The 13,691-nt window shown below is 46.9% G+C and carries 10 protein-coding genes and 1 pseudogene; all 11 read right to left on the reverse strand.

Annotated elements, in window-relative coordinates; genetic code table 11:
* Window positions 1-217: 217 nt before the first annotated feature.
* The 11 genes and pseudogenes from fni to thrC all read right to left on the reverse strand — a co-directional run bounded on the left by fni (window position 218) and on the right by thrC (window position 13,624).
* Window positions 218-1,315 (reverse strand): type 2 isopentenyl-diphosphate Delta-isomerase, encoded by a 1,098-nt coding sequence (gene fni / locus ODU39_RS05790; protein WP_105257130.1) that lies wholly within the window; start codon window positions 1,313-1,315, stop codon window positions 218-220.
* Between the two features lie 10 nt (window positions 1,316-1,325).
* Window positions 1,326-2,405: a phosphomevalonate kinase gene (locus ODU39_RS05795; protein WP_398580094.1), complete on the reverse strand. Its 1,080-nt coding sequence runs from the start codon at window positions 2,403-2,405 to the stop codon at window positions 1,326-1,328.
* Window position 2,406: 1 nt separating this feature from the next.
* Window positions 2,407-3,432, reverse strand: a complete 1,026-nt coding sequence (gene mvaD, locus ODU39_RS05800) for a diphosphomevalonate decarboxylase (RefSeq protein ID WP_398580093.1) — start codon at window positions 3,430-3,432, stop codon at window positions 2,407-2,409.
* Window positions 3,425-4,360, reverse strand: coding sequence for a mevalonate kinase (gene mvk, locus ODU39_RS05805; RefSeq protein WP_398580092.1), 936 nt, complete (start codon window positions 4,358-4,360; stop codon window positions 3,425-3,427). Before mvk ends, mvaD begins: the two co-directional genes overlap by 8 nt.
* A 312-nt stretch (window positions 4,361-4,672) precedes the next feature.
* Window positions 4,673-5,950, reverse strand: a complete 1,278-nt coding sequence (locus ODU39_RS05810; RefSeq protein ID WP_398580091.1) for an MATE family efflux transporter — start codon at window positions 5,948-5,950, stop codon at window positions 4,673-4,675.
* Window positions 5,951-5,955: 5 nt separating this feature from the next.
* Window positions 5,956-7,383: pseudogene (locus tag ODU39_RS05815) on the reverse strand (ABC transporter ATP-binding protein).
* Window positions 7,347-8,006, reverse strand: a complete 660-nt coding sequence (locus tag ODU39_RS05820; protein WP_398580090.1) for an energy-coupling factor transporter transmembrane component T — start codon at window positions 8,004-8,006, stop codon at window positions 7,347-7,349. The pseudogene ODU39_RS05815 and the gene ODU39_RS05820 overlap by 37 nt, the downstream one beginning before the upstream one ends.
* Window positions 8,003-8,596: an MptD family putative ECF transporter S component gene (locus ODU39_RS05825; RefSeq protein ID WP_105121566.1), complete on the reverse strand. Its 594-nt coding sequence runs from the start codon at window positions 8,594-8,596 to the stop codon at window positions 8,003-8,005. Before ODU39_RS05825 ends, ODU39_RS05820 begins: the two co-directional genes overlap by 4 nt.
* Entirely contained in the window at window positions 8,597-10,258 is a 1,662-nt protein-coding gene (locus ODU39_RS05830; RefSeq protein WP_398580089.1) for an ABC transporter ATP-binding protein, read from the reverse strand.
* Window positions 10,251-12,011 (reverse strand): ABC transporter ATP-binding protein/permease, encoded by a 1,761-nt coding sequence (locus tag ODU39_RS05835; protein WP_398580088.1) that lies wholly within the window; start codon window positions 12,009-12,011, stop codon window positions 10,251-10,253. The genes ODU39_RS05830 and ODU39_RS05835 overlap by 8 nt, the downstream gene beginning before the upstream one ends.
* Window positions 12,012-12,139: 128 nt before the next feature.
* Entirely contained in the window at window positions 12,140-13,624 is a 1,485-nt protein-coding gene (thrC, locus tag ODU39_RS05840; protein WP_398580087.1) for a threonine synthase, read from the reverse strand.
* Between the last annotated feature and the right edge of the window lie 67 nt (window positions 13,625-13,691).

Consider the following 13,691-nt stretch of genomic DNA (forward strand, 5'->3'; position numbering starts at 1 on the left):
ACGGGCATTAGTCAAGTAATTATAGCACTAACCTGAACGAAGTTCAGCGAACGTCTTTAGACGTCGCTGGAGAGAAACGGCTTATAGCCGGTGTACAAGCCACCCGTTTTCACGGGTGGTTATGACTTACATTTTCAGAGTCTCTGTTGATTGAAGACTCCTTCCTATTGCAATCCCTGTTCTTTCTTATAGTCAATCACGATCATGCCTATCCAGTTTATTTCAACCCTCGTGACCGACGGGCATAGGCTTTCCAGTCAATCCCACGCGCTTCGCACCAGTTTTGTACATTTGGAGCCAAGACCAAATCTTTCTGACGGAGTTCCTCAATATTCTTAGCACCCAGCATGGTCATGATTTCTGCCATCTGCCATTGGAAGGTTTTAATAGCCTGCAGGCCGTCATCAAAACGATGCCCCTTACCATCCTTGACATACTGAAGGAAATGATTGGACATCCCAACAAGGTCTGCACCGAGGGCCAATGATTTGACAATATCTAGTGGTGTCTTAATACCACCAGATGCAATCAAACTTGGACGAACTTCTTCAGGAACAGACATGGCTTCTACCAAGGATGTCACAGTTGACTGACCCCAACCCTCTAAGTAGGTATAATCATTGAAGGTTCGACGGGCATTTTCAATCTTGGCGAAATCCGTCCCCCCAGTACCAGACACATCAATGGTCTTGACACCGACAGATGCCAGCTGGGCCACTGTTTCACGGCTCATGCCAAAACCAACTTCCTTGACGATGACAGGTACTTCCATCTCCCGCACCAAGGTTTCAATATTCTTCAACCACATGGTAAAATCACGGTCTCCCTCAGGCATAACAATCTCCTGGGGTGCATTGACATGGATTTGGATGGCATTGGCCTCCAACAAATCCACCGCCCGCTTGGCATTCTCAACACTGTGGTGGGCACCTAGATTGGCAAAAATAATGCCATAAGGATTTTCCCGACGCATTACGGAGAAGGTTTCCGCAACAGACGGATCCTTGATCGCCGCACTAACCGAGCCTGAAGCCAGAGCAATCTTCCCAAAATGCCCCATAATTCCCAAGAGGCGATTGATTTCCCGCGTCTTCTTGCTTCCACCGGTCATGGCATTGATGAAGAAAGGAAAGGCAAAGTCCAAACCAGCTACACTGGTCGAAATATCCACTTCATCCACCTTGGTTTGAGGCAGGGAATGATGGACAAACAAGGTCTCCGTAAAATCCTTGGCCGGTGTGGCACTATATTGCTGGTTGGCCAAGCCAACGTGTTGATCCTTGCGGTCTAAACCAAATTCTCCTAGATAAAACATAGGGTTCTCCTTATTCTCTACTTGTGATCTTTAGTTGGAGTGGAAGAATGCCGGCTTGTTGCCAAGCCTTCTCAATCGCTACTTTTTGTTCCTTACTGTCTACCAAGCAAATGCCGCAGTCACCACCGCCTGCACCAGATGATTTGGCCACCGCTCCATAAGTCTGGGCCAGGTCACAGAGTTGGCTCAGTCGAGGCGTTTCAATGACCAAACCCATTCCTCTCGCAAAGTCTTGTAAGAGCTTGCGGTTCTGAGAAATGGCCTGTCTTACTGACGCTGAGTCATTTGTCTGACAAGCTACTATCAGCTGCTCTACACAGGTCTTGGAGTCGGCTAGAAACTGGCTATGAACGTGCTCTTTTTCTGCCTGACTTTTTTGACTTTCCATCTGGGAAACCAATCGATCTGTCGAAGCCGCCGACCCTGTCCAACCAACCAAGAGGTCTAAGCCTTCTGGTAGCTGGATAGGGCTGATGGACAAACCTTGCCAATCACTTTCCACCAGATTAAGCAGGGACAGCTCTGCCATTTTCCCTAAAAGCCAAGAACGGTCCAGGGAATGATAGGCAATCAAGCCACCAAAACTGGAAGTCGCCAAATCTCCGAAGGAACCCGTCATACCTAGCTTGGTCTGGGCCAAAGCTGCCAGCTTATAGGTCAGGAGGGCATCTGGTCGGTGACCGTAGTAGATCAGCAGGGCCTTGACCGTTGCAACCGTCACTGCCCCTGACGACCCCAAGCCGTACTTAGCACCTGAAGTCTGGTCATCCAGGTCAGACTGGACCGCTAGGCTGTAGGTTGCTTGACAGGACTGACCTTTGGCTGTCAGATAGGCTTCTGTCACCTGCATGGCTGTTTCAATCAGAGCATAGGGATGGTCACCTTGGATATAAACGGCACCTTCCTTACGCTCCCAAGTCAGATAGAGGTCTGCTTGCTGGCTGGAATGAAGAAGGCCGTGGTCACTTTTTTCAATGGTGACAGTCAGGTATTGGTCAAGGGCCGCAATCACTGCGGGATAGCCTGCCTCTACAACTGCGTATTCCCCTGCTAGAAAGAGTTTTCCAGGTATCTTTACTTGTACTTTCATGCTACAAGCCCTTTTCAAACGTTGCTTGTGAGGCCCTCCACTCGTCTTCACTGAGGACGTAGGCAGCAGGACCAGGCTTGCTGGTAATGATTTTCTCTCTTGGGAAGACTTTTGTCAATTCAGCTACTAGCTCATCCATTTGACTTGCTCGGCAGAGGACCTTGACATTCGGTCCTGCATCCATGGTCATGTAGGCTGATAAGCCACTTTCCTCACGAACCTGACGAACTGCCTCTTGGGCCACTAGGCTATCGGCTGACCAGTAGGTAAATGGCGGATTGGCAGAAAGAGTCGTTGCATGCATTTTCATGCCATTGTGCTCTGTGATTTGACCAAGTTTTTCAAAATCACGGCTGGCAATAGCTGCCTTGATGTCCACCAAGTCTTGTTTGGCTGTTTCTACCCAGGCTGCGTAAAATGGGGAGGTGGCAATCGTGTGGTCCATTCCCTCTCGACTAGCAATCTTTTTCGGTCCAGTATTGACAGCTAAGACGACCATGGCAATATCCCAATCAGCATCGTCAATGGGATGAGCCATAGAATCTTCCGAACCCGTTCCCATATCCCACTCGACAAAGCCGCCGAATAGGCTACGGGTGCTAGAGCCAGAACCCCTGCGAGCAAGAGTTGATAGGGTGGCTGGTGACAAATCTAAATCCAAGGCAGTTGCAGTTGCAAGTGCAAGTGCTGCGAAGGCTGATGCTGAGCTGGCCAAACCAGCCGCAGTCGGAACAAAATTTAGACTTTCCACTCGGGCAAATGCCCTTTCACCTATATATTCGCAAAACAAATCCAAAAATTGAGAAATTTTTAAAATTTCTTTTTCTTTTTGTAAGATTCCGTTGAGATAGAACTCATCCGCAGTTAATTCCGGGTCAAAAACGACCTTGGTATCAGTATAAAATGCGTCAAGGGTCAGGGATAGACTGGAATTCATGGGTAGGAATAATTCCTTATCTCGTTTTCCCCAGTATTTAATCAAGGCAATATTGGTATGGGCACGAGCTATGCCTGTTTGTTTAGTCATTGGTTTCTCCTAAGTACTGTATCCAGGTTTGGCGGGCACCTGCTTGGTCAAGGATGTGTGCAAGATTTTGGGCTTCCTGGACTGTTCTGGCCAGGGTAATCATGCAGCCACCTCGGCCGCCACCAGTTAATTTGGCTCCGAGGGCTCCATTTTCTTGGGCAAGGCTGACTAGCTTATCCAGGCTAGGATCAGACACGCCTAATTTTTGCAGGAGGGTATGAGCTTGGTTCATTCTGCTTCCTAGAAGCTCTGCCTGGTCTGTGGCTAAATCTTCCTTGGCCTGTCGGGTCAAGTTGCCCAGTTCTTCTACTAGCTTGATAGCCTCTGGCTTTTTCTCCAGCAAATCCGCCACGTCTGAAATGGCTTCTAAGGTGTTTCCCGTCACGCCTGTATCAGCCACTACCAAGTGGGCACGGAGTTTCAGCTCCAAGGGTTCGATGGGCTGGTGCTTGATAAAGAAGACGGGGGACTTGCCGCTGGTGGTCGCCGCATCTATGCCTGATGGATTCCCGTGAGCAATTTTTTCCGAAGATTGGACGATGTCCCAGAGTTCGCTGTCAGTCAGTTCTTTTTCATAGTAGGCAAAGAGGGCGCGTGCCACTGCAACTGCCACGGCTGCACTGGAACCCATACCTCGCTCAGCAGGAATGGTGGAACTAATCTCGATATGAATCGCTGGGTCTGTCGGTGCCCCGATACGATAGAGCGAGAAACGGATGGCATGCTTGAGGCTTTCCCAGATTTTTGGCATCTTGTGAACTAAGCCTTTATAGAAGTCACAAGCAACAGTCAGCGCTTCCCCTTGAGCAGTTACCTGAGCAATAATTTCAACAGCAGAAAAAGGCATAGCAATTGCAGGCTGGCCATAGACCACCGCATGCTCTCCCATCAAAATGATTTTCCCATTTGCTTTTCCTACTACCGACATACTTTTCTCCTTATACAATCACTACTATTATACCATTTTTACATAAGAATAGAACACACGAAAACAGCCGACCGCGGCCGACTGTTCTCTAGGAGATTATATGATACCTAGCTCTTTGTCGCGTGCGACTTAGAGATAGGGACACCTTTAGGTGAAAAGAAAAACTTTCAAAGCCTACCCAAACACGAAAACAGCCGACCGCAGCCGACTGTTCTCTAGGAGATTATATGAAAAAGAAATTCGCTATTTCTAGCTTGAATATAGTATGTAGCTACTAACTTAAAAGAAACTGAAAGTTTTCTTAGCCTTATCTTAAATTGATTCTTGTTTTGAATACCTATACTGAAAAAATAGCACCCCTGCTCGGAAGGCATTATCTAAAATCGTTGCAATCCAAATGGCTGACAAACCGATTTTAAAAAATGTTACAAGTAAATAAGCTATGCCAATCCGCACTAGCCACATACCGATAGTTGTGGCATAAAAGGGTAATCTAGCATTTCCTAAACCTTGCCACAGAGCTGTCAAAATAAGAGTACCAGCTGTAAAGGGAACTCCCAACATGGCATAAAATAATACTGTTTGACTAGCTTGTGCTGCTTGAATATCCTTAGTATAAAGATCGATTAGGAAAGGACCCGCAAAATAAGTCACACCAGCTACCAAAAACATAAACAGCAAAGAAAGACTAAAGCTTGTTCGAAAAATATGTCGGACCATAGCCTTATCCTGTCTGTGTTTCGCTGTAAGGATGATTGTCGCGGTAGCAATCCCTAAAGCCGGCATATAATTAAACTGCGTCAGGGTTTCTCCAATCGCATTTCCAGCTACCGTCGCTGTTCCTAAGCTGGTAATCAAAGCTACGACTACCACATCTCCCACCCGCATCATCAACCGTTCACCAGTTGCTGGCAGGGCAAGTCTAAGCAGTTCTTTATCAAAGGACCAGGTCCATGGTTTTAAAGAAATTGGTAAGCGAGACCAAAGCAGGCTACAACCAATCAATCGCGATAATACCGTTCCAATCGCAACCCCTGCTACACCTGCATGAAGCACAAAGACTGCAAATGCTGAAAATAGTGCATTTAAAATGTTAGAAAGCAGGCTGATATACATAGGAAAACGTGGTTCCCCCAAGGTTCGTAAGATTGCACTCAAACTTGTCATAAGTCCAAAAAAAAGTGCTCCCCCACCAACCAATATCAAATAAAGACCTCCAGCCCGTACCACTTCTGACTCTGCCCCCAAGCTAGTAAGTACTATTGGACCTGCCAGAACTGAAAAAATCTCTAAAAGAAGACCGATAAAAACTGTAAACTTGACACTTTCACTAGCAGTTCCTCCAATGCCTTCTGAGTCCTCTTCACCCAAAGTCTGAGCCAAACGAGAAGACACCGCTGCTGCTAGGGCAATAAAAACCGCCTGATAGACGGCTAAAATATTATTAGCAAGGGAAACTCCAGACAAAGCTACGATGCCAATACTGGCTACTAGATAAGAGTCTACTACCCCCATTAACATCTGGAGAAGGTTTTCCCCCATGGCTGGAAAGGCAATGGTTAAAATTTCTTTATAGATTTGTTTGTTCATAATCACTATTTCAACTGTTTAATATCTACTATTTTATCACAAACAAGATTCAATAGCTCTTCATCGTGAGAAATTAACAAAACCAACTTATTCTTCATTTTTAAGTCTACTAAAGCGGAAGCAACTTGTTGCATTCGTCTCAAATCCAAGCCGCTCGTCGGTTCATCAAAAATGAAAATTTCCTTATCTGCCAGTAAGCTGGCCACTATCATCACGCGCTGTTGTTCACCACCCGATAAACTGACCGGATGCCTCTCCAACAAATCCGATAGACCAAAACGAGCTACCAAATGTTCATCGACAGCTCTATTTTTCCTTCCAAGAGTAAGTTCTCTCTTAACACTTTCCGCAAATAGTTGAAGTCGAACATCCTGCATAACAAAGGCTGTTTTTTCCAATCTCTGGCGACCAGACAAGGTTTGACCTTACCAAGAAATCCTACTCTTCTTATCTTCCGCTAAACCGACCAGATAACGAGCAAGGCTTGTTTTTCCAGAACCATTCGATCCAATCAAACCCACTACCTGTCCTGGTGCCAAACAGAGTTTTTCAATCTCGTAGAGAGTATTCTCTTTCTGACTTACCGATAAATTTTCAACAAGTAAACCCTCTTTATCATTAACAAACTGGTCCGCCAGCTCCGCTATTGCCCGCCCATAAGGCTCCGAGTCATAACAACGCAGTCCCATATCCTGACGACATTCTTCTGTCCGACTTAAAAACTCATCTGCTAGATAATCCGTCACCACTTGCCCATCTTGAAAATATAAATAGCGATCTGCCAACTGACTGAGATAAGACAGTCTATGCTCGGCAATAATGATGGTCTTTCCTTGGCTTTTTAAAGTTTTCAAGATGTCCTGTACAATCGCAATCCCTTCCTGATCTAGGTTGGCAGTCGGCTCATCTAAAACCAAGACATCTGTCCCTTGCATGGCTGCAACGGCCAAGGCTAGACGTTGTTGCTGACCACCTGATAGACTGGAAATCGTTCGCTGGCTAAGAGAAGCCAAACCAAATAATTCCATAACCCAAGCCAGGCGATTCTCGATTTCTTCTCTTGACAAACCCTGATTTTCACAAGGGAAAACCAATTCCTGCAAGACCTGACTATGGAAAAATTGAGTAGACGGATGCTGAAAGACTGAAGCAATGTACCGAGATGTTTCTTCCAGACTAGATTTTTGTAAATCCAAGTCCCCTAAGAAAATTTGTCCCGAAAGCTGAGCAGGATAATATTCTGGCGTCAAACCATTCAGTACCTTGAGAAAACTAGACTTTCCAGAGCCACTCTGCCCACATAAAACAACACACTGGCCTTCTGGGATAGTCAAATCCTCTATCTGCAAGGCTGGTTTATCTGCCCCTGAATAAGTTAATGCTACATTTTTTACCGTCACAGCCGGACGAGAATCAGAAAAACGAGACAACATAAGCAAAGACTCCAATCTAGCACGGTCCAAGACGACCGAATATATGCAGGTGATTTTGTAGATACAGCCAAACCTTTTGTCAGACTGGCTACTGTCAATTCCTGAGCTGTTCGCAAGAGAGATATCATCAAGGGAACCAAGAAAAACTCCATGTACTGGAGTGGCTTACAAACCACATCTCTCTTCCGAAAAAAAATTCCTCTAACCTTCAAAGAGGCACAAATCGTACGAGCATCCTGTTTAATGGCAGGTAGGAAACGAAACATTACTCCCAACGTCAAAAGAAATACCTCTGGCAAGTGCCATTTCCGCAAGCCATGAATGAGTTCGTAACCACTTGTCGTCATCAGCAATAGATGTCCTGCCAAAAGCGGAGGCCAGGGATAGGTCAATACAAGCAACAAATGCGTCAGCCATGCTGGAAAAAATGTAATATAGGATAACAGACAAAAAATAGAATAGGCTATCGGACTCATTATAGCCATTTTCCGCTTTCCAGAAAACCAGAAAAGCAGGCTAAGGCCTAAGACCAGCACTGCATTTTCTAGTATTGTAAGACGCATCCCATAGGTAAAACTAGTGAAGATGACGAGAATAATTTTTGTACGAGCATCTAATTTCATGAAAGATAACCTGATTGTTTAAAATAGCGCTGAAGCATATATTGACCAAACAGACCACTGATAAGAGCTGTTAAGATAATGGTCGTTGACAACCAGAGTACATTCCCTGGAGTGAAATCAAGCATGACACGAGCGATGTATTCTGCTGATTTTCCACGGGCCAAAAGATTGGCCTCATAGGCATCACGCATGAACCACATAAGAATAATCGGTCCCAGGTTTCCAAAAGAGAAAATGATATAGCTAAGAAGATTGGTCCATTTTTGTTTATAGTGACCTGACTTCGCTACCATTTCTGCCAAAAAACCAAAGGTCAAGCTTGGGAGAAAGGCCGCTGTCATATAGCCTGATAAGAAAAAGAAACAGGCCATTACTGCTCCAACCAGACTAATTGAACCAAATTTACCAACCTTGGCTACCAATAACATATAAACAGGTCCTGCCAAAAGGGCTGCTCCAGCAGGTGCATACATCATATTACCCGAACGATCAAAAACCAAGCTCAACAAGGTTCCTAGACCAACACAAACAAAGTAGAGGGCAGCAAAAGCCCCTGTTACCATCAGATCTTTTACTTGTAATTTCTTCATTTATTTTTCCTTTACTAATTGTCCATCTTCCAAGCGGAAAATGGTATCCGCACAAGCCATGGTCGAGCTTCTATGGGAAATCAAGAAAACCATGCCCTGACAGTGTGCCTTGACCAGCTGGATAAAACGGGCTTCGTTGAGCGAATCCAAGTTACTGGTCGGCTCATCAAAGATATAGCAGTCCGCATTTTTGAGCAGGGCCCGCATGAGCTCCAGGCGTTGCCCTTCTCCTGCTGAAAAGTCACTGGCTTCTACAATCGTATCCAAACCCTGCGGTGCTGCCAAAATTCGTTCTTTCATGTGGCATTTTTCTGCCAACTCCATAATGGTTTCATCCGATACATCCGTCCGCCCCAAGACAAGATTTTCCCGAATGGTCTGGCGGAAGATTTGCGGCACCTGAGGCACATAGGCAAAGGATCCCTGCAAATGAGCCTTGTCCACCTTCCGACTATCCAAGCCAGACAGGTTGATTTGACCTTGCTGCCAGTCATACCACCGCATGATTAGTTTCATCAAGGTGGATTTTCCTGCACCAGACTCACCGACCAGACCGATGATGCCCCCCTGTTCAAACTGGACAGACAGGTTGCGATAAAGCCCTGTTTCTCGGTCATCATAGTCGAAGTCCACTTGCTCAATAGCAATATCCGTCACGCTGACCTCTACCAAGTCGCCTGTTCGCTCTGCTTCTTTTTCATCCAAAAGAGCATAGATGTTCCGACCAGCATTCATAGCCCGCTTGAAACCAAGAGGCAGACGGCTGAGTTCCAAGAAGGGAGCAAAGGAGCTGGTAAAGGACACCAGGAGGGCCACACCAGTCGCCAAGTCCAAGCTCTGACTGCCAACCAAGTCGAAAGTCAGCCAGGCAAAGCCCATAATAGACAGGCCCACCACCAAAAAGGAAACAGCATACTGCATAAAGTTGGTCTGGGCAACCTTTCGTTCCTGACCATTGACCTCCTGACTTTTCTGTGTCAGATTGGCAAAGCGAGCATCTGTCTGCTGGAATTGCATGAGATCCTTCATGCTTTTAAGACTTTCAATAAAGTAGGAAACATAGCCCTTGCGACTGGCATTTTGCTCCTTGAGCAAGAGTTGCAGCTGCTGGGCAAATCGATTTGGAATGGCAATAGCCAGAAGGGCATAGGTCACCAAGGCTATAAGGGCCAAGCCCCAGCTGGATAGACCAAAATAGACTGTCAAGCCAAGAGCCACCAAAATCCCTGTACAAATCGGGGCAATGGTATGGGCAAAGAAAACCTCCAAGGCCTCGATGTCCTCCCCAATCATCTTGAGCAGGCTACCACTGTCCTGCCGGTCCAATTTCCCAGGAGCCAAGGCCCGCAATTTCGCAAAAATCAGACGGCGGTAGGCAGCCAGGGTATGAAAGGCCACATAGTGACCGAAGTAGTGCTCACCATAGCGAAAGGCACCGCGTAGAAGAGCCAGAATGACTAGGGTTCCCAAAGTCCATAGCGGAGCAGGATTGCCAGCAAGGGCATCAAAAGCCAGGTAGACCAGGGTTACTGGAATAGCAATGGTCACCACCTGTCCCAAGACCGCAAAGCAGACCGCCACCGCAATCCGTGGCAAGAGGTGTTTCATCGAGCCCAAGAGTCTCGGAATCAGCACCCGCGTCGGCATTTCTTTCTTATCCATAAACGGCTTCCTCCAATTCTCTTTGTTGATCAACCAGCTGACGATAGGCCAAGCTAGTCTGATAAAGCTTGGTATGGTTGCCTGTCACAGCCCCCTCCGCAGACAAGAAGAGAATATCATCTGCCTGCTCCACCTGCTTCATCTTATGGGTAATCATAATGACAATGGCACCCTTGGCCACCAAGTTAATCAAGTCGTAAATCAAGCCTTCATTGTCCTGATCGACGCTGGAAGTCACCTCGTCAAAGATATAGAGCGAGCGTTTGGCCAAGACCGCACGGGCACAGATGACCTGCTGGCGTTGACCAGGCGACAAAAAAGCACCGTCATCGCCCACAATCGTGTCTAGACTGTCTGGCAGATTCTTGACAAACTGCAAGACCCCATGCTGATCTGCCCAAGCCAAGATGTCCTCCTTGGACCAGGCACAAGCCATACGTAAATTCTCATAGATTGACTGGTTGAGCAAGGTTGACTGGCCCGACACATAGAGGACCTGCTCATTCAGCGACAACTGACTGACACCTGAAATCTCCTGCTCACCCAAGTAAATCGCCCCCTTATCCGCCTGCAAGCGTCGCAAGAGCAGCTGGGCCAAGGTCGTTTTCCCCTGACCTGACTCACCGGCCAAGGCATAGACCTTACCAGCTGTCATGGTCATAGAAACATCGTTCAAAACTGGCTTTTCTCCGTAGGCAAAGGCCAGATTTTCCAGTTTCAGACTGTCAAAAACAGGCAGATGAGCAGCATCGATTTCCTGCTCCGCTGTCATGCTGTCCAAGAAACCAAAAATGCGATCCGCCATCTTGGTATTCATCATGACCAAGTGCATACCGTAGCCCTGCTCCCGTATGGGTGCAAAAAACTCCGTCGCAATGAGGACAAAGAAGAGCATAATAAAGAGGGAAAGATTGCCTGTCGCTAGGCTATTGACCGCCACAAAACCAGACAGACCAATCCCCAGATACATGACCGCATCCATGTAGCCCACCGCTTGCAGCTGGAAGCTGAGCAACTCCATGGTCGCATCGCGGAAGTCCTCCGCCTGCTCATTGAAGGTCTTTTCATAATCTGCGTCCGCCTGATAGGAATAGAGGGTGTTGAGCCCCTTGAGGTCGTCCAAGAAAAGATTACCCACATCCATGTAGGAGCCCCAGTAGCGATTCATGATCCGCTTGGACCGCTTCTGCATCGCGATAATGGAAATAGGAATCAGAGGCAGGGCCAGGATGAAAATGACTACACCTAGCGGGAAAATCAGAAAGACCAGCAAGAGAACGGTCGCACAGTTGAACTGGGTCCGCAAGGAAGAAGCCATGTAGTAGGAATAGTAGGTATCCAGGCTGTCAATCCCCTGGGAAGCGATGTTAAAGACATCTGCCGCCGTCGCTTTTGATTCAAACTGACCGTCCTTGGCCAAGAGGGCCTCAAAGCAGGACTGCTTGAGCGAATCCCGAGCAAACTGGGAGCCCAGACCCTGCAAACGCTTGGCAATCAGGGCCACACCATAACCAAAGGCATTGAGCCCCAGCAAGATGAGGACAAACTGTACTAAATCAACCTGCCCACCCTCATAGTAGGTCACAAAGCCCTTAGCAATCAGATAGAAGGAAATAATCCGCATCAAAAACTGCACCCAGGATAGAAAGGCTGCCAAATAGACCAGCTTCATCTTGGGCTTGATGCGTTCTTTGAGCCGCTTCAAGAGGGCTTTTTTCTTTTCTCTGGAGATTTTCCCCTGTTCTTGTGCCATACGCCACCTCATCTACAAGTATTCCTATACAGGATATCATTCTTTGAATTATCTGTAAATTTTAATTTAAATTACAAAAAGAAAACAAACTGCTCAAAATAAGCAGTTTGTCATAAAATAAATTGATATTAGACACCCAGATAGCGCTCTACTTCAGCTTGCATATCTGCAGCTGCAACAACGGTATTGTGGCGGACTGGTGCAGTTTCCAAGCCGTCCACAGCTGGTGGTAGGGCTACACCTGAAATCTCATGCAATTTGGCAAGGGCTTCGAAGTCAGTCAAGTCTGACTGGCCTGTCACAGCTTCAACCGCAACCACTGGGAACTTGTACGGACTTGCTGTGGAAGCAATCACAGTCGGAGTTTGGTCACCTGTTTGCTCCACATACTGTTTATAGACAGCTGAGGCAACAGCCGTATGTGGATCTTCAATGTAGTCGGACTCCTCATAGACACGCTTGATTTCCGCAGCGGTTTCTTCTTCTGTCGCAAAGGCAGCAGCAAAGAGAGATAAGATATCCGCGTCAGCTCCTTGAATGTCATACTGACCAGTTGTGTTCAAAGCTTCCATCAGCTCAGCTGTTTTTGCAGCGTCATTCCCAAAGAGATGGAAAATCAACCGCTCCAAGTTCGAGGACACCAAGATGTCCATGGACGGACTAGTGGTCACGCGGAAGGTACGGTTCTTGTCGTAAACGCCCGTCGAGAAGAAGTCAGTCAAGACATTGTTGTCGTTGGACGCACAGATGAGCTTGCCAACTGGCAGACCGATCTGCTTAGCATAGTAGGCCGCCAAGATGTTGCCGAAGTTGCCTGTAGGAACGGTGAAGTTGACCTTGTCTCCCGCCGCAATCTCACCAGTCTTAACCAGCTGAGCGTAGGCATAGACATAGTAAACAATCTGTGGCACCAAGCGGCCGATGTTCATGGAGTTGGCAGATGAAAACTGAAGTTTCTTAGCCGCCAATTTGGCACGAAGAGCCTCATCATTGAACATATGCTTGACGTTGGTTTGGGCATCGTCAAAGTTTCCGTCAATGGCCACCACGTGGGTATTAGCCCCTGTCTGCGTGGTCATCTGCAATTCTTGGACCTTAGACACCCCGTCGCGTGGGTAGAAGACGATGATTTGCGTGCCAGGAACGTCTGCAAAACCAGCCATGGCTGCCTTTCCTGTGTCACCTGAAGTCGCGGTCAAGATGACAATCTCATTTTCCAAACCGTGCTTTTTAGCCGCCGTCGTCATCAAGTAAGGGAGGATGGACAGAGCCATATCCTTGAAGGCAATGGTTGAGCCTCGGAAGAGCTCCAAGTTGTACTGACCGTTGAGTTTAACAACTGGGGCAATAACTGGCGTGTCAAACTTGCTGTCGTAGGCGTTGTTGATACAGTAGTCCAGTTCATCTGCTGTAAAATCATCCAAGAAAGCCGACAAAATGAGCTTAGCAACTTCTTGATAAGAAGCATCTTTAAGAACAGAAAAATCCAAGTCAACTGTTGGAATCGAAATCGGTGTAAACAAACCACCGTCGGTCGCCAAGCCCTGCAAAATCGCCTGACTTGCCGATACAGTATTTTTAGCATCACGTGTTGATTGATAAACTAGTGTCATGGTATCCCTCATAAAAAATCTATTTTTTCTATTCTACCACAAATTGACAGAAAATTGTGAAAGATAA

Origin of the sequence: Streptococcus sp. 2021WUSS126, assembly GCF_044427255.1 — a bacterium.
GTDB classification, from domain to species: domain Bacteria; phylum Bacillota; class Bacilli; order Lactobacillales; family Streptococcaceae; genus Streptococcus; species Streptococcus hashimotonensis.